General features: G+C 66.0%; 17 protein-coding genes. 4 read left to right on the top strand and 13 right to left on the bottom strand.

The window, feature by feature from the left end:
• Positions 1-51: 51 nt before the first annotated feature.
• The 4 genes from AYJ54_RS15480 to AYJ54_RS15495 form a co-directional block, all read right to left on the bottom strand.
• Positions 52-996 (bottom strand): ABC transporter substrate-binding protein, encoded by a 945-nt coding sequence (locus AYJ54_RS15480; RefSeq protein WP_063699774.1) that lies wholly within the window; start codon positions 994-996, stop codon positions 52-54.
• 254 nt (positions 997-1,250) lie between these two features.
• Complete coding sequence (locus AYJ54_RS15485) at positions 1,251-1,841, bottom strand: SCO family protein (RefSeq protein WP_063699776.1); 591 nt, start codon at positions 1,839-1,841, stop codon at positions 1,251-1,253.
• Between the two features lie 28 nt (positions 1,842-1,869).
• A complete protein-coding gene (locus AYJ54_RS15490; protein ID WP_063699778.1) occupies positions 1,870-2,064 on the bottom strand; it encodes a hypothetical protein in 195 nt (64 codons plus the stop codon).
• 116 nt (positions 2,065-2,180) lie between these two features.
• Positions 2,181-2,702, bottom strand: coding sequence for a Clp protease/crotonase-like domain-containing protein (locus tag AYJ54_RS15495; RefSeq protein WP_063699779.1), 522 nt, complete (start codon positions 2,700-2,702; stop codon positions 2,181-2,183).
• 247 nt (positions 2,703-2,949) lie between these two features.
• Here AYJ54_RS15495 and AYJ54_RS15500 point away from each other — a divergent pair, with 247 nt between their 5' ends.
• From AYJ54_RS15500 to AYJ54_RS15515, 4 genes are all read left to right on the top strand, one after another.
• Positions 2,950-4,608, top strand: a complete 1,659-nt coding sequence (locus AYJ54_RS15500) for an FAD-binding dehydrogenase (protein ID WP_063699781.1) — start codon at positions 2,950-2,952, stop codon at positions 4,606-4,608.
• A 3-nt stretch (positions 4,609-4,611) separates the two neighbouring features.
• Positions 4,612-5,529, top strand: coding sequence for a CE1 family esterase (locus tag AYJ54_RS15505; RefSeq protein ID WP_063699783.1), 918 nt, complete (start codon positions 4,612-4,614; stop codon positions 5,527-5,529).
• A gap of 79 nt (positions 5,530-5,608) precedes the next feature.
• Complete coding sequence (locus tag AYJ54_RS15510) at positions 5,609-5,959, top strand: RidA family protein (RefSeq protein ID WP_027549734.1); 351 nt, start codon at positions 5,609-5,611, stop codon at positions 5,957-5,959.
• 114 nt (positions 5,960-6,073) lie between these two features.
• Positions 6,074-6,436, top strand: a complete 363-nt coding sequence (locus AYJ54_RS15515; protein WP_063699854.1) for a nuclear transport factor 2 family protein — start codon at positions 6,074-6,076, stop codon at positions 6,434-6,436.
• Between the two features lie 149 nt (positions 6,437-6,585).
• Here the strand turns inward: AYJ54_RS15515 and AYJ54_RS15520 are convergent, their stop codons facing one another.
• From AYJ54_RS15520 to AYJ54_RS15560, 9 genes are all read right to left on the bottom strand, one after another.
• Positions 6,586-7,428, bottom strand: a complete 843-nt coding sequence (locus AYJ54_RS15520) for an amidohydrolase family protein (protein WP_063699785.1) — start codon at positions 7,426-7,428, stop codon at positions 6,586-6,588.
• Between the two features lie 3 nt (positions 7,429-7,431).
• The gene (locus AYJ54_RS15525) at positions 7,432-8,409 is read right to left on the bottom strand and encodes an aldo/keto reductase (protein WP_063699856.1); all 978 of its coding nucleotides are present in this window, start codon (positions 8,407-8,409) and stop codon (positions 7,432-7,434) included.
• 87 nt (positions 8,410-8,496) lie between these two features.
• Positions 8,497-9,429, bottom strand: coding sequence for a sugar-binding protein (locus AYJ54_RS15530; RefSeq protein WP_063699787.1), 933 nt, complete (start codon positions 9,427-9,429; stop codon positions 8,497-8,499).
• Positions 9,430-9,523: 94 nt separating this feature from the next.
• Positions 9,524-10,606: an ABC transporter permease gene (locus tag AYJ54_RS15535; RefSeq protein WP_063699789.1), complete on the bottom strand. Its 1,083-nt coding sequence runs from the start codon at positions 10,604-10,606 to the stop codon at positions 9,524-9,526.
• On the bottom strand, positions 10,606-11,370 hold the full coding sequence (locus AYJ54_RS15540) for an ATP-binding cassette domain-containing protein (protein ID WP_136623719.1): 765 nt from the start codon (positions 11,368-11,370) through the stop codon (positions 10,606-10,608). Before AYJ54_RS15540 ends, AYJ54_RS15535 begins: the two co-directional genes overlap by 1 nt.
• Before the next feature lie 12 nt (positions 11,371-11,382).
• On the bottom strand, positions 11,383-12,705 hold the full coding sequence (xylA, locus tag AYJ54_RS15545; protein WP_063699791.1) for a xylose isomerase: 1,323 nt from the start codon (positions 12,703-12,705) through the stop codon (positions 11,383-11,385).
• The gene (xylB, locus tag AYJ54_RS15550) at positions 12,706-14,157 is read right to left on the bottom strand and encodes a xylulokinase (protein ID WP_063699793.1); all 1,452 of its coding nucleotides are present in this window, start codon (positions 14,155-14,157) and stop codon (positions 12,706-12,708) included.
• A 94-nt stretch (positions 14,158-14,251) separates the two neighbouring features.
• The gene (locus AYJ54_RS15555) at positions 14,252-15,316 is read right to left on the bottom strand and encodes a LacI family DNA-binding transcriptional regulator (RefSeq protein WP_063699794.1); all 1,065 of its coding nucleotides are present in this window, start codon (positions 15,314-15,316) and stop codon (positions 14,252-14,254) included.
• A gap of 103 nt (positions 15,317-15,419) precedes the next feature.
• A complete protein-coding gene (locus AYJ54_RS15560) occupies positions 15,420-15,884 on the bottom strand; it encodes a GNAT family N-acetyltransferase (protein ID WP_063699796.1) in 465 nt (154 codons plus the stop codon).
• Between the last annotated feature and the right edge of the window lie 10 nt (positions 15,885-15,894).

Consider the following 15,894-nt stretch of genomic DNA (forward strand, 5'->3'; position numbering starts at 1 on the left):
ATCTGACGATGCAATCCGGCCTCTCCCCGCAGGCGGGGAGAGGCAAAGAAGCTAAAACGGGCTCACCGAAAAATACCGCAGCCACAGATCGGTGTAGCGGCCTTTTTCCCAGACGCGGAACAGCGCCCAGTTCAGGGCCTGGCGCAGCACGTCATTGCCCTTGCGTACGGCAATGCCGATGCCCTCGCCGAAGAAACGGCTCTCGACGAAGGGGCCGCCGGAGAAGGCGCAGCAATCACCCGAATCGGTGCCGTTGATCCAGAAGGCGAGCGAGATGGCGTCGCCGAAGATGAAATCGACCTCGCCCTTGCGTAAAGCTGTGCGCAGCGCGTCGTCGTTGGGATAGCCGTGCAGCTCGGCGTCGGTGAACATCGCCTTCAGATACGCCTCGTGCGCGGAGCCTGCGATGACGCCGACCTTCTTGCCTTCGAGATATTCCGGGCGGATCTCCGGCATCACCGCGTCCTTGCGCGAGGCGAAGCGCGCCGGCATGCGGTAATAGGGATCGGTGAAGTCAACGCGGGCGCGGAGCTGGGGGCTCACCGCCATCGAGGCGATGATGGCGTCGCCGCGGTTGGAGGTGAGCGCATCGACCAGCGTCTCGAAGCGGCGCATCTGCACCGTGCAGGTGACCTTGATTTCGTCGCAGAGCGCGCGGGCGAGATCGACATTGAAGCCGGCCGGATTGCCGTCAGCGCCGGTGTAGTTGAACGGCGGGTAGTCGGTCTCGGTCAAAAAGCGGATCACGGTCAGGCGCGACAGGTCCGGCCGCTCGGGGCGCCGCCGGGGGTCCCAGAAGCCAGGCACGGCCTGGGGGGCGGCGGCTTGGGGCGCGGCCTTGGGCGCAGCGGCTTGAGGCGTCGCGGGGGCCACCGGCTTGGCGGGCGCCTGCGCCTCGGCGCTCGGCGCCGTCGAGAACAGGCAAGCGCCGACGACCAGCCCGGTCAGGAGGCCACGGACAGTTTTGGGCGATTTCGCCTGTTGCGATGGGGCCATCGGCGGAGATTAACGGGATTTCGTTGGGATCGGAGGGCCTTATAGACCATCCCGCCGGGAACGCGAGCGGGGATTATGGCCTGGGTGGGGTGCGCTCCCTCTCCCGCTTGCGGGGGAGGGTCCGGGTGGGGGTGTCTCCGCGGGCGAGACTCCCAACGTGGAGAGAGCCCCCACCCGCCGCGCTCTTCGAGCGCGCCGACCTCCCCCGCAAGCGGGAGAGGTGGAGCGGAGTTCGCGTCGCGATTGAGCAGACCTCAGAGATACCGCTTCAGTTCGGTCGCGGCCTCTTCCGGGCTGCGCTTCAGGTTGAAGGGGGAGACGAAGCGGCCGTCGCGGTCCATCAGATAGATCAGCGCGGTATGGTCCATGGTGTAGTCGCCATCCTTGGTCGGGACCTTCTTGGCGTAGACCCGGTAGGACGTGATCACCTTGGCGATATCCGCGGGATCGCCGCTGAGGCCTTCCAGATGCGGATCGAAACTCGACAGATAGTCCTTCATCGCGGCCTGCGTGTCGCGCTCGGGATCGACCGAGATGAAATAGGCATTGATCTTGTCGGCATCCCTGCCCATCGCACGCAGCACTTCCGAGATCTCGAACAGCGAGGTCGGGCAGACGTCGGGGCAATGGGTGTAGCCGAAGAAGATCAGGGTCGGCTTGCCCTTCAGGCTCTTGTCGGTGACGGTCTTGCCGTTCTGGTCCGTAAGCTGGAACGGCCCGCCGATCGCGACGGGCTGCGCGACCTTGCTCACACCGCCCATCGCCCAGAATATCACGAGGAGCCCGACGACGAGGCTTGCGGCGAAGGTGGTCGCGATCACCAGCGGGCGGGCGGTGGAGCTCATGGTCGGAAAACTTCCTGTTGTCCCTGGGTCAGAAGCAGGCGGACAGGCCGGTCCTGATCGTCTCAAAAAACACCTGGGTACCGTAGTGGAACCACAGTGCCAGCGCCGCGAGCACGGCTAGACCGCCGAGGCCCGCGCCCGCACACACCAGCATGGACGACGCCCTGCCGGCAGTGGGCGAATTGTCCGATACCGAAGTTGCGGGGTGCAGTGGTTGAGCCATGACAACGATCGGGGCGACAAGCCCGGTTCCCTGCCTTTCAAATAGGCGTTGGCCCGCGGGCGAGCAAGCGCCGCCGGCGGGGAAACGACCACTGAGGTCACGTCGTGCTGATGGATTTAGTGGGCCAGCTGGCCCCGGGCGGACTCCAGCTGTTCCGCTGACGGAAGAGGCCGGCGCAAAGGCTGTCTGGTCGAAGCCTGCGCGTCCAGATAGCAGGGCTTGTACATGGCCTGGAGCTGCTTGCCCCTGAGGAAGATCATGTGCGGGGTGAGCCCGCCGCGCTGCGAGATCCAGCGCCGCACCTGCGAGGGATACATCGCATAGAGCATCTGGGTGGCTTCGGGATTGGTGATGGCGCGGCCGTTGGTACCGAAATCCCAGGCGGCGTGGAAGCCAAGCGTCGCGTGCGAGGTCACGCAGATGCGGTCGCGCGGGATCGCGCCGAGGACGATGGTGCAGGCCGAAGCGCAAAGGCCGTCGATGATGACGGTTTCACCGGACTGGCGCAGATCCTGGTATCTGTCGACGTAGGTTCCGATCCGGCCGCCACGATCATCCGCGATCCGAACCACCGCGTGAGAGGCCCCCATGCCCGCGATCAAGAGACCCGCCGCGAGCAACGCCGTCAGAAGCTTCATGTCCCCCGCCCCAGTCGATTTCAAATCTGTGTGTCTGGTGGTGATGCGCCGCTAGCGTCCGTCCTAACCGTGGTTTTGTCTAGGCAGCCCGGCTCGCTGAAAACAAATTCAAATCCAGTGTTGCGTCGGCGCTGCACCAAGCCCGCTTCGGCCCAAAGTGGAACAAGTTAACGGACTCTTACGCCTCGCGCCCTTGATCTCAGCTGCAACCGCAGGCTTCAATCCGGATAACTACAGGGGGGAACTCATGACGGAGCAGGCGGACGTCATCGTCGTCGGCGCGGGACTGTCGGGACTGGTGGCCGCAACGGAGATTGCGGACGCCGGCAAGCGCGTGATCGTCCTCGACCAGGAGGGCGAGCAATCGCTCGGCGGCCAGGCGTTCTGGTCGTTCGGCGGATTGTTCCTGGTCGATTCGCCGGAGCAGCGCCGGCTCGGCATCAAGGACTCCTTCGATCTCGCCTTGCAGGACTGGCTCGGCACCGCCGGCTTCGACCGCGACGAGGATTACTGGCCGCGCAAATGGGCCGGGGCCTATGTGGCGTTTGCCGCTGGCGAGAAGCGCGATTGGCTGCGCGCGATGGGCCATCGCATCTTTCCCGTGGTCGGCTGGGCCGAGCGCGGCGGCTATGACGCAATGGGCCACGGCAATTCGGTGCCACGCTTTCACGTCACCTGGGGCACCGGACCCGGCATCGTCGAACCGTTCGAGCGCCGCGCGCGCGAGGCGGCGAGATCCGGACGGCTGGTCTTCAAGTTTCGCCACCGCGTCGACGCGCTGTCGGTCACCAATGGCACGGTCGACGGCGTGAGCGGCGTCATCCTCGAGCCGAGCAATGTCGAGCGCGGCAAGAGCTCCTCGCGTAATGCGATCGGTGAATTTTCGTTGAAGGCGCAGGCCGTGATCGTCGCCTCCGGCGGCATCGGCGGCAATCATGACCTGGTCCGGCAGAACTGGCCGAAGCGGCTCGGCGAGCCGCCGAAATTCATGATCTCCGGCGTGCCGGAGCACGTCGACGGCCGCATGATCGGCATCACGGAAAAGGCCGGCGCGCGGCTGATCAACCGCGACCGCATGTGGCACTATGTCGAGGGCATCCAGAACTGGAATCCAATCTGGCCGCGCCACGGCATCCGCATCCTGCCCGGCCCCTCCTCGATGTGGTTCGACGCGACCGGCACTCGATTGCCGGCACCGTTGTTTCCCGGCTCCGACACGCTCGGCCAGCTCAAATACATCATGTCGACCGGCTACGATTATTCCTGGTTCATCCTGACGCAGAGCATCATCAAGAAGGAGTTCGCGCTGTCGGGATCGGAGCAGAACCCCGATCTCACGGGGAAGAGCTGGCGCATGACGCTGCGCCGCGCCACCAACAAGGGCGCGCCGGCGCCGGTGGAAGCCTTCAAGAGCCATGGTGTCGACTTCATCGTGCGCGACAAGCTCGACGAGCTCGTAGCTGCGATGAACAAGCTCGCCGGCAACGATCTCCTCAAGCTCGACTACGTCAAGATGCAGATCGAGGCGCGCGACCGCGAGATTGCCAACCCCTACGTCAAGGATGCGCAGGTGATGAACATCCACAATGCGCGCCGCTACATCGGCGACAAGCTGATCCGCACCGCCTCCCCGCACAGGATTCTCGATCCAGCGCATGGGCCGCTGATCGCGGTCAAGCTCAACATCCTCACCCGCAAGACGCTGGGCGGCTTCGAGACCGATCTCGACTCGCGCGTATTCGGCCAGGAGGGCAGCGTCATTCCCGGCCTCTATGCGGTCGGCGAAGCCGCGGGCTTCGGCGGCGGCGGCGTACACGGCTATCGCTCGCTGGAAGGCACCTTCCTCGGCGGCTGCCTGTTCTCAGGCCGCAATGCGGGGCGCGCGGCGGCGAAGGCAGTGGGCTAGAGCGTGCGGCGGTGGGTGCATATCGGCGCGCTTCTTGCGGCATTGGCCGCAGCTTCGGCCGCATCTGCCGATACGATCGACGTCGATGGCGTGAAGCGCTCCTACACCACGCAACTGCCGGCGAAAAAGCCGGCGCCGCTGGTGGTCGTGCTGCATGGCAAGACCCAGCGCGGCGCCGACATGGTCGCGCGGACGGCATGGCCCCTGGTTGCGAAGCGGGAAGGTTTTGCCGTGGTCTTTCCGGACGGGCTCAACCATGCCTGGGCCGATGCGAGGACGAAGGCGGGACCTGCGCTCCGTGGCCCGCCCGCAGGCACCGACGACGTCGCCTTCATCGCAAAGCTCATCGAGAAGCTGGTGGCGAACGGCACGGCCGACCCAAACCGCATCTACGTCACCGGCATCTCCAATGGAGGCGCCATGGCGATGACGCTCGTTTGCGCGCGCGCCGATCTGTTTGCGGCGGGCGCGAGCGTGATCATGAATCTTACCGACGAAGGCGCGGTCACGTGCCATCCGTCGCGGCCGTTGCCGGTGCTGATCATGAACGGCACGGCCGACCCGCTGGTCCCCTACGAGGGTGGACGCGGATCGAGCTATTTTGCCGCAGACGGGTTCTGGTCGACCGACGAGACGCTGGCATTCTGGCGCAAGCTCAATGGCTGCGAGACCGGTGACGCCGACGTGACGGACTTGCCCGACAAGGTGCCCGCAGACCAGTCCACCGTCACGCGGATCACCTCGCGCTGTCCCAAGGGGCACGACGTCGTGCTCTATCGCATCAACGATGGCGGCCACCGCATGCCCGGCTTTTCGCCGGATGCCCGCTTCCCGAAGATCGCGGCAGGCATGCTCGGGCCGCAGAATGGCGACATCGACGGCGCCGAGACGATCTGGACTTTTTTCAGCCAGTTTCCGTAGGCGACGCATGCGCCGCGCGGGGTGGCAGAGCGCGGGGCCCTGCGCTAGACAGGGCCGCCATTCCATCAGGAGACCCCCAATGAGCATCCAACGTTTCGAAACCGGCCCGCGCATGAGCCAGGTCGTCGTTCACGGCAACACCGTCTATCTCGCCGGCGTCGTCGCCAACAAGGCGGCCGGCGAAAGCGTGACGAAGCAGACCCAGGACATCCTAGCGACCATCGACGGCCATCTCGCCAAGGCCGGCACCGACAAGTCGAAGCTCTTGTCGGCGACGATCTACATCACCGACATGAAGACCTTCCAGGAGATGAACGCGGTGTGGGATGCCTGGGTGTCGCCCGGCAACACGCCAGCACGCGCCACCGTCGAAGCCAAGCTGGCGGCACCGCAATACACCGTCGAGATCATGGTGACCGCGGCGAAGTAATCCCGCAAAGAATTAGTGTGCGCGCCGATGACCTCCGAGGTAATCGATCGGCGCGCGCAAACCTTCGATAGTCAGGGACAGCCGAACGACACGGCGCCATCGAAGGAGAACACCATGACCGACCACATCACCGTAGCCCGCCGCTATATCGATCTCTGGAACGAGCGCACGGCGAGCCGCCGGCGCGAACTGCTCAGCGAAAACTGGACCGCGGATGCGAGCTACGTCGATCCGCTGATGAAGGGCGACGGCCATGACGGCGTCGACGCGCTGATCGCCGGCGTGCAGCAGCGCTTTCCTGACTTCAAATTCACGCTGATCGGCGAACCCAACGGCTATGGCGACCACGTCCGCTTTTCCTGGGGCCTCGGCCCCGACGGCGTCGACAGTCCGATCAAGGGCACCGACTTCGCCGTGCTCCGCGACGGCCGCATCAAGAGCATCACGGGGTTTTTGGATCAGGTGCCGGCGGGCTGAGGCCACGGGCACGCTGCCCCTTCTCTTCCGCAGACCCTATTACATGAGACTCGTGCGCGGAGAGAGACCCCTCACCCGTCTCGCCGCTACGCGGCGAGCCACCCTCTCCCACAAGGGGAGAGGGTGAGAACGCACCTCGGCAAATCCAATCAGCCCAATTGATACGCGGCCTGCGCATTCGCCCCGAACGCCTTCTCGCGCACATGCGCGCCGAGCTTCGCCAGGCACGCTTCCAGCGCGCCCTTGATCTCGCCATAGCTGCCGGCGAGCAGACACACCGGCCAGTCGGAGCCGAAGATCAAGCGGTCTTCGCCAAAACAGTTCGCGGCATGCCGGACATAGGGGAACAGCCGCTCCGCGTCCCAATCGTCCCATTTGGCCTCGGTCGCGAGGCCCGAGATCTTGCACCAGACATTGCCGCAAGCCGCGAGCGCGGCGATGCGATCGGACCATTCTGAACTCCCGCCATCAGCGATCGGCGGCTTTGCGGCGTGGTCAAGGACGAAACGCGCCTTGGGAAAGGCCTGCGCGGTAGCGATCGTGGCCGGCAGTTCGCGGCTGCGCACCAGGAAATCATAGGCGAGATCGTGCGCGAACACCGCGGTGAGGCCGCGCTGGACGTCCTCGCGCAACAGCCAATCCGGATCGGCCTCGTCGTGGACCTGATGGCGGATGCCGACGAGCTTCTCGCCGCCGGACGAAGCACGCAGACGGGCGAGCGTCTCGTCAAGCGCTCCGTCCGTGAGATCGGCCCAGCCGACCACGCCAATGACGGAAGGCGTTGCGCTGGCGATGCGCAGGAACTCCTCGGTCTCCTCCAGCGCGGAGCGGCATTGCACCAGAATACTCGCATCGATGCCGTTCGCTTTCAGGAGCGGCGCGAGGTCGGCCGGGCCGAAGGCGCGGTGGATCGGCGCTAGCTCGGGCGCTTCCATCCAGGGGTAATCGGCGCGCGCCGGATCCCAGAAATGCTGATGGCCGTCGATGATCATGCGTCACGCTCCGCCGGGCAATGGCGCTCGCGCATCGACGAGCTTGCGCGCGCGCAGCTCCTGCCAGAAGGCAGGCGGCACCGTCCGCTCCGACATCGCGATGTTGTCGGACACTTCCGCCGCCGTGCGGGCGCCGGTCAAAGCAACCGTCACCGCCGGATGGGCCATGCAGAACTGGAACGCCGCGGCCTTCAGCTCCGTGCCGTGCTTGCGGCAGAGCTCGTCGAGCTCAAGCGCGCGCTCGATGAGCGCAGCGTCGGCGTCCTCATAGTTGAACTTCGCGCCGGCGTGCGGATCGGCGAGGATGCCGCTGTTGTAGATGCCGCCGAGCAGGATGCCGATGTTTTTCGCAAGGCAAAGGGGAAACAGCGCATCCAGCGCGCCCTGGTCGAGCAGCGTGTAGCGCCCGGCGAGCAGGAAGCAGTCGACCGGCGCGGCTTCGGCGAAGCGAACCAGCATCTCGGACTGGTTCATGCCGGCGCCGATCGCCTTGACCGTTCCCTCATCGCGCAGGCGACGGAGCGCACGAAAGGCACCCGCGACAGCATCGTCATAGTGGTCGTCCGGATCGTGCACGAGCAGGATATCGACGCGATCGAGCCCGAGGCGCACCAGGCTCTCCTCCACCGAACGCATCACGCCGTCATGGCTGAAGTCGAACACCGGCCGCTCGACCGAGGTGCCCTTGTAGTGCTCGTCCTCGGCCGCCGCGCCGGCCGGCGGCCGCAAGAGGCGTCCGACCTTGGTCGAGATGACATAGGAGTCGCGCGGCTTCTGCCGCAGGAAAGCGCCCAGCCGCCGCTCGGCGAGGCCGAAGCCGTAGAGCGGCGCGGTATCGAAGAAGCGGACACCCAGTGACCAGGTGGCTTCGATCGTCGCTTCCGCATCGGCATCGCTGACCGGGGCAAACAATCCGCCCAGCGGCGCTGTGCCGAGACCGATTGACGTGACGTCGAGAGAGCCGAACCGCGACCGTTTCATTTCCATTCCTTCCAAAAGCCAGCTTCTCTCCCGCCTGCGAGATGTGCAAGCGGGAGAGAGCATGGGAGTGTGGGGCTGGCGACACTCCTATTTCAACATCTGCGCGACGTTGTCCTTGGTCACGAGATCGAGGCCGGTATAGACGATCTCCGGCACCTTCTCGCCCTTCTTGATGGCGAGCAGCGTATCCATCGCCTTCTCGCCCATCTCGAACGGACGCTGGCCGACCAGCGCATTGGCGTAGCCGTCGCGCAGCAGCTCGAGCTGCATCTTCAGCGTGTCAGCGACGACGAGCGTGAACTTGCCGGCGTCGATGTCCTTCTTGTACCTGGAGGCGAAGGCCTTGAAGCCTTCGGGCGCGAACATCGGCCAGCCGCCGACGGGAACGATCGCGGCGAGATCGGGCGTCGCGGTGCGCAAATCCGTCATCTGCTGGACCGCGAGCGCGGGATCGTCGTTGCAGAAGGTCGGGGAGCCGCCGACCTCGGTCCATTTCGATCCCTTCAGCGCCTCGCGGACGCCATCGACGCGTTCGGCGAGATTCTTGGCACCGGGGCCGCCAGAGACCATGGCGTATTTGCCACCGTCGGGCCGGAGTTTTAGCAATTGCTTGCCGAGCGCAACGCCGAACTCCTTGTTGTTGGTACCGATATAGGCGATGCGCTTGGAGCCCGGCGCATCGGCATCGAAGGTGATGACGGGGATGCCGGCTGCGGTCGCGGCCTCGATCGACTTGGTCATGGCGGCGACGTCGGCGACCGAGATCGCGAGCCCATCGACCTTCTGGGTGATGAAGTCCTGGATGATCTGCGCCTGCGTCGCCGGCTCATGCTCGACCGGCCCCTTGTAGATGCACTCGATATTGCCGAGTTCCTTGGCGCGCTTCTGACAGCCGTCGCGCGCGAAATCGAAGAACGGGTTGTTCATCGCCTTGGGCACGATCACGAAGCGGTAGTTCGCTGCGAATGCCGGGGCCGCCATCATCACGACGGCCATGCCGGCAAGAAGAAGTCTCCTCATTGCTCTCCTCCACGCTTTTCTGGTGCCTATCCCTCGAAAATCGTTCGGGAAGCGGATAGGCGGCATTTCGTTGCCCTCCCGAAACGACGTCACTTCAGATCATCCGCGAGCGGATACGGTCGACCAGCACGGCCAGGATGATGATCACGCCCACCAGCGTCTGCTGCCAGTAGGAGCTGACCTGCGCGAGCACGAGGCCGTTGCGGATCACTTCGAGCAGGACGCAGCCGACGATGGCGCCGAGCGGGCCGCCGATGCCGCCAGCAAGGTTGGCACCGCCGATGACGGCCGCTGCGATCACGTTGAGTTCGTAGGACGTCGCCATGTTGGCCGGCGCCGATCCGAGCCAGCCGGAGATGATGATGCCCTGCAGGCCTGCGGCCAGCGCGCAGATCACATAGACTTCGATCTTCACCCGCACGACCGGGATGCCGGTCAGTTCGGCCGCCTTCTCGTTGCCGCCGAGCGCGAAGACGTGGCGGCCGAAGCTGGTGTGGTGCAGGACAATCGCCATCGCGAGCGCAAGGATCACCAGATAGATGAAAGGCACGGGCACGCCGAGCACGTCACCTGAGGTGAGCGCGTAGAAATAGTCGGCGTCCGGCCCGCCCGGAAAACTGCCGCGGCCGTTGGAGACGACATAGCCGAGCCCGCGCACGATCGAGAGCATGCCGAGCGTGGTCACGAAGGGCGACAGGCCGAGCACGGCGATGCAGAAGCCGTTGACGAGGCCGGCGATGAGCGCAACGCCGAGTCCCGCAACGATCGAGACCAGCAGGATCAGGCCCGGCACATTGGCGAGCACCGTCTTGCCGTCGGCCGCCATGTGCACGAACAGCGCGGCCCCGGGCGAGCCGGGCGTCGACAGCTCGGTCATGACCATCGAGGTGATCATGGCCGAGAAGCACATCATCGAGCCGACCGAGAGATCGATGCCGCCGGTGATGATCACGAAGGTGACGCCGAGCGTGGCAATGGCGATGAAGGAGAAATTCTTCGCCACGTTCTGCATGTTGCCTTCAGTGAAGAAATATGGGCTGGCGAAATGCATGATCACCAGCAGCACCGCCAGCGCGAGCAGGACATAGCCGGTCTGGGAGGCGAAGATGCCGCGCTGCCACCATTTGATCTTGCCGACATTGGTGAAGGTGATCGGGGATTCCAAGGGTATGGCCATCACGCCGCCTCCTTCGCGCCGGTGATGAGGGCGGTGACTTCCTCGGGACTGGTCTCATGGATCGGCTTGTCGGCCCGCTTCTCGCCGCGGCGCATGACGACGACGCGGTCGCAGACCGCGAACACATCCGGCATGCGATGGGAGATCAGCATCACGGCGACCCCCTGCTCCTTCAGCCGGTGGATCAGGCTCAGCACCTGCTCGACCTGGCGCACCGAGATCGCGGCCGTCGGCTCGTCCATCATCACGAGCCTCGCATTGGAGAGCCGCGTCCGCGCGATCGCGACCGCCTGGCGCTGGCCGCCGGACATCTGCTTGACGAGATCGTAGGGGCGCGTCTCCGAACGCAGCTCGCCGAACAATTCCAGCGTGCGCGCCGCCATCGCCTTGTGGTCGAGCAGGGCAAACGGCCCGAACTTGCGCTTCCGCTCGCGGCCGAGAAACACGTTGGCGGCCGCGGTCAGATTATCGGCGAGCGCGAGGTCCTGATAGACCACCTCGATGCCGACGGCGCGGGCATCGACGGGCCGATTGAAATGGACCGCGCTGCCGGCAAAGCGGATCTCGCCATGGGTCGGGTGGAAGTTGCCGGCGATGATCTTGACCAGCGTCGACTTGCCCGCGCCGTTGTCGCCCATCAGGCCGACCACCTCGCCCGGGAAGACCTGCATGTCGACGCCATGCAGCGCGCGGATCGCGCCGAACTCCTTGCCGATCCCGGTCAGTTCGAGGACCGGCCGCCGTGCTGCTTCTGTAATTGTCATACGCCGCCTCGCTCAGACGTAGCGGTTGACCAGGGATTCCAGATATTCCTGCCGGCCCGAGCGCGGCTGCGGATCAAAGCCGGGGCTGAGCGCACGGTCGGCGAGATCGGCGAGCGAACGTTCTCCACCGAGAATGGCGCGGCCCTCAGTGCCGGCCCATCCAGCATAGCGCTCGGCGAGCGGCGCGTTGAGGACGCCGGCATCGACCATGTCGGCGGCGGCGAGGAAGGCGCGTGCGCAGGCATCCATCGAGCCGACATGGGCGTGGATCAGATCGTCGGGATCGATCGACTGGCGCCTGATCTTGGCGTCGAAATTGAGCCCGCCCGAGCCGAAGCCGCCGCGGTTCAGGATCTCGTGGAACACCAGCGCCAGCTCGCCCACGTTCATCGCGAACTGGTCGGTGTCCCAGCCGAGCAAATCGTCGCCGCGGTTGATATCGAGCGAGCCGAAGACGCCGAGCGCCTCGGCGAGCGCCACCTCGTGATGGAAGGAGTGGCCGGCAAGGATAGCGTGGTTCTGCTCGATGTTGAGCTTGACGTCCTTCAGAAGGTCGTAGCGCTGCAGGAAGCCGTAGCAGGTGGCGACGTCGAAATCATATTGATGCTTGGTCGGCTCCTTCGGCTTGGGCTCGATCAGGACCGGGCCCTTGAAGCCGATCTTGTGCTTGTGCTCGACGACGAGCGACACGAAGCGGCCGAGCTGGTCGAGCTCGCGCTTGAGATCGGTGTTGAGCAAGGTCTCATAACCCTCGCGCCCGCCCCACAGCACGTAATTCTGGCCGCCGAGCCGATGCGTCACCTCGAGCGCGGCGCGGACCTGACCCGCGGCATAGGTGAAGACATCGGGGTCCGGATTGGTCGCCGCGCCCGCCATGTAGCGGCGATGCGTGAACAGGTTGGCCGTGCCCCAGAGCAGGCGAACCTTGGCCGAGGCCATCTTCGCTTCGAACAGATCGGCAATCGCGTTGAGGTTGGCGACGGACTCCGCGAGCGAGGCTCCTTCCGGCGCCGCATCGACGTCGTGGAAAGTGAAGAAAGGCACGTCCAGCAGACGGAACAGCTCGAAGGCGACATCGGCCTTGGCCCGCGCCAGCGCCATCGGATCGGTGCCATGATGCCAGGGGCGCAGGAACGTCTCGCCGCCGAAGGGATCGCCGCCCGGCCAGCAGAACGAATGCCAGTAGCAGACCGCAAAGCGTAAGTGGTCCTCGAGCCGGCGGCCGTGGACCATGCGGTCCTGGTCGTACCAGCGGAAGGCGAGCGCCTGTCCTGCATCCTTGCCGGCAAAGGCGACGGGGGCACTTGCATCGAAGAATTTGGCTGACGCGTTCACTTAAAGCTCCTTCAACGCGGGATAAAGATCACGCCAGCGACGATAGGCATCGTCGTAGGCGGAAGCGGTGGCTGCGCGGGGCACGAAACTCGCGAGCCGCCGCGGGCGCGTGCAAACTTCTGCGGGGACCTCGCCGGTGGCGGCGAGCCGGCCGAGCCGCGCGGCACCGAGCGCCGCCCCCACCTCACCTTCCTCGACGCGGTGTACGGGAATACCAAGCACGTCGGCGCAGATCTGCGCCCAGAGCGGCGAGCGCGAGCCGCCGCCGACGAGGTCGACTTCCGCAATCGGCGCGCTCGCTGCGCTCAGCGCCGCCAGATTGTCGCGCGCGGCAAAGGCAACACCTTCGAGCACGGCCTGAACGATCTGGCCGCGCCCGGTCGCACCGCGCAAGCCAACGAAGGCACCGCTGGCGGCGGCATCGTTGTGCGGCGTGCGCTCGCCGTCGAGATAGGGCAGGAATTTGACGGGGCTCGGTCCATCGACGCGCTCGCCGAGCGGCGCCAGGAGCGCGGCGGCCGGCGTCTCCATCACGCCGGAGAGCCAGGCGAGCGAGGCCGCCGCCGACAGCATCACGCCCATCTGGTGCCACATGCCGGGCAGTGCGTGACAGAACGCATGCACGGCCGAGGCCGGCGCCGGTGCAAATCGGTCGGTGACGCGAAACACCACGCCGGATGTGCCGAGCGACAGGAAGGCATCGCCGGGCGCGATCGCGCCGAGTCCGATCGCGCTCGCCGCACAATCGCCGGCGCCACCAGCGACCACAACATCCTTCGCCATGCCCCAGCGCTGCGCCAATTCCGGCGCAAGTATCGCACTCACCTCGCTGCCTTCGACAAGGCGCGGCATGTGATGGAGATCGAGCCCGGTGGCATGCAGCAGCAGGGCCGACCAGCGGCGCTGGCCGACGTCGAGCCAGAGCGTGCCGGCGGCGTCGGACATGTCCTCGACCATCTCGCCGGTCAGGCGATAGCGCACATAGGCCTTCGGCAGCAGCACTTTTGCCACGCGCTCGAAGATTTGGGGTTCGTGCCGCGCGACCCAGAGCAATTTTGGCGCGGTGAAGCCGGGCATCGCCAGATTGCCCGCGATGGCGTGCAGCGACGGACAGCGCCGCTCGAGCTCGATGCATTCGGCATGCGAGCGGCCGTCATTCCAGAGGATCGCCGGGCGCAGCGGCCGGCCGTCCGTGCCGAGCAGCGTCGCGCCGTGCATCTGGCCGGAGAGCCCGATGCCGCGCAGCTGCGCGACCTCGCGCGGATGGCTTGCGGCGAGGTCGTCGACCGCACCGATGGCGGCATCGACCCAGGCGTCCGGATCCTGCTCGGACCACAACGGCGCCGGATGCGACAGGACAAGCTCGCGCGCCGCCGTTGCGACGATCGCGCCGCTGGCGTTCGTGAGCACCGCCTTCACACCGGACGTGCCGATGTCCATTCCGAGATACACGCCATCCTCCCTTTCTGCCCCGTCGCGGCGTGCGAACTATCGTCGCCTTGCCCGCAACCGCCTTCTCCAAGTTCCTGCCGCGCGGCCGATCAGCTTACGGCAGATTATCCCGCATCACGATGTCGATCCTGATCTTCTCCTGCTCGCGCAAAATCGGCTCGCCGCGGGCGAGCGCGAGCAGCACGCGCACGGCGGCGCGCGCCTCATGTCCCGGGTTCTGCGAAATCGCGGCATCCATCACGCCCTGCAACAAGAGCCGGCGCGTCAGCACGGTGACGTCGTGGCCGACGAACACCACCCGCTTCTCGCGGCCGGCATCGCTCAACGCCTTGGCGACGCCCCGCGTGCCCGCACCCACGTTATAAAGGCCGACAATGTCAGCATGCCTGCCAAACAGTCGCGCCAAGACCTGTTCCGAACGATCGTCCTCGTCGCGTCCTTCCAGTACGGGGAGCACGGTAAGTCCTGGAAATTCCGACGCCATCACCTGGTTGAAACCGAAAATGCGCTCGGCGTGGTCGCGCAAGCCCTGCGAGCCCGCGACGATCGCGACCTTGCCGGACTTTTCGCCGGCGAGCCGCCCGACCAGCGCGCCCGCGGTGCGGCCGGCGGCGATGTTGTCGATGCCGACATAATGGTGGCGGCGCGAGGACGGCACGTCCGAGACCAGCGTCACCACCTTGGTGCCGGCATCGACGAGGTCGTTGATGGCCCCTCGGACGCCGGGATGATCCAGCGCCACCACAGCGACACCATCGTAATCGCCCGACGACGCCTCGAGGGAGGCTGCAAGCACGGACGGATCGAACACGTCGGTCGCGACCACCTCGACGCTGAGGCGGCGGGCCGAGAGCCAGGCCGACATCTCCCCGAGATAGTCCTGGATCTGCTGCATGAACAGGTTCGGCCCCGAGGGCATCACGAAGGCGAAGCGCCGGGCGCGACCGCGAGCGAGCTCGGCGGCGCCGACATGCGGCTGGAACGCGTTGCGCGCGATCGCCTCCCTGACGCGCCGGACCGTGTCCGGCCGCACGCCCGGGCGGTTGTGCAGGACGCGATCTACCGTCGCGAGGCTGACGCCCGCCTGGCGGGCGATGTCCTTCAGCGTCAGCGCGGTGCCGGCGAGCGTGTCCGTCTCTTGGTCCGTTTCTTGGGCCATGCCTGAAGGCTAGCAGAGGCGTTTTGAGGTACGCAACTCATTTTGAGGGGGCGAGCAGACCTTTCGAGCACCGGTTGTGCGCCGCACGCCACCCGGCGAAAGCTCAGCGGCCGCTCAGATCGAGCGTCAGGAACAGGCTGTTGGGGTCTTCGACATAGCCCTCGAACGGACCGCAGGAGACGAAGCCATGCGCCTGGTAGAGCGCGACCGCGGGCTTGAAGTAGTCCCACGAGCCGGTCTCCAGACTCAGCCGCTTGAGGCCGCGCACTCGGGCTGCTGCGATGATGTGGCCGAGCATCTGGCCCGCAAAACCGCGCCGCCGGGCGGCCTGAAGCGTGTGCATCGACTTCACCTCGCCATGATCGGCCGAGAGCGTCTTCAGCGCGCCAACGGCGACCAGCGTCTCGCCGTCCCAGCCGGTCCAGAACGCGATGTCGGGCGCGCGAAGCCCTGAGAGATCGAGCGCGTGCGCGCTGCCCGGCGCGGTCTGCGCCCGCGCAGTCGTGGTGTGATAATCAAGGAGCGCGATCACGCGCGGATCATAGGTGTCTCCCGTGCGGATCTGCATCGTCACGGCT

The organism is Bradyrhizobium centrolobii (assembly GCF_001641635.1).
Classification (GTDB): domain Bacteria; phylum Pseudomonadota; class Alphaproteobacteria; order Rhizobiales; family Xanthobacteraceae; genus Bradyrhizobium; species Bradyrhizobium centrolobii.

Coding starts and splice junctions, on each gene's coding strand:
- AYJ54_RS15480 (WP_063699774.1), bottom strand. CDS start 996: ATGGCCCCATCGCAACAGGCGAAATCGCCCAAAACTGTCCGTGGCCTC.
- AYJ54_RS15485 (WP_063699776.1), bottom strand. CDS start 1,841: ATGAGCTCCACCGCCCGCCCGCTGGTGATCGCGACCACCTTCGCCGCA.
- AYJ54_RS15490 (WP_063699778.1), bottom strand. CDS start 2,064: ATGGCTCAACCACTGCACCCCGCAACTTCGGTATCGGACAATTCGCCC.
- AYJ54_RS15495 (WP_063699779.1), bottom strand. CDS start 2,702: ATGAAGCTTCTGACGGCGTTGCTCGCGGCGGGTCTCTTGATCGCGGGC.
- AYJ54_RS15500 (WP_063699781.1), top strand. CDS start 2,950: ATGACGGAGCAGGCGGACGTCATCGTCGTCGGCGCGGGACTGTCGGGA.
- AYJ54_RS15510 (WP_027549734.1), top strand. CDS start 5,609: ATGAGCATCCAACGTTTCGAAACCGGCCCGCGCATGAGCCAGGTCGTC.
- AYJ54_RS15515 (WP_063699854.1), top strand. CDS start 6,074: ATGACCGACCACATCACCGTAGCCCGCCGCTATATCGATCTCTGGAAC.
- AYJ54_RS15520 (WP_063699785.1), bottom strand. CDS start 7,428: ATGATCATCGACGGCCATCAGCATTTCTGGGATCCGGCGCGCGCCGAT.
- AYJ54_RS15525 (WP_063699856.1), bottom strand. CDS start 8,409: ATGAAACGGTCGCGGTTCGGCTCTCTCGACGTCACGTCAATCGGTCTC.
- AYJ54_RS15530 (WP_063699787.1), bottom strand. CDS start 9,429: ATGAGGAGACTTCTTCTTGCCGGCATGGCCGTCGTGATGATGGCGGCC.
- AYJ54_RS15535 (WP_063699789.1), bottom strand. CDS start 10,606: ATGGCCATACCCTTGGAATCCCCGATCACCTTCACCAATGTCGGCAAG.
- AYJ54_RS15540 (WP_136623719.1), bottom strand. CDS start 11,370: ATGACAATTACAGAAGCAGCACGGCGGCCGGTCCTCGAACTGACCGGG.
- AYJ54_RS15555 (WP_063699794.1), bottom strand. CDS start 15,316: ATGGCCCAAGAAACGGACCAAGAGACGGACACGCTCGCCGGCACCGCG.
- AYJ54_RS15560 (WP_063699796.1), bottom strand. CDS start 15,884: ATGCAGATCCGCACGGGAGACACCTATGATCCGCGCGTGATCGCGCTC.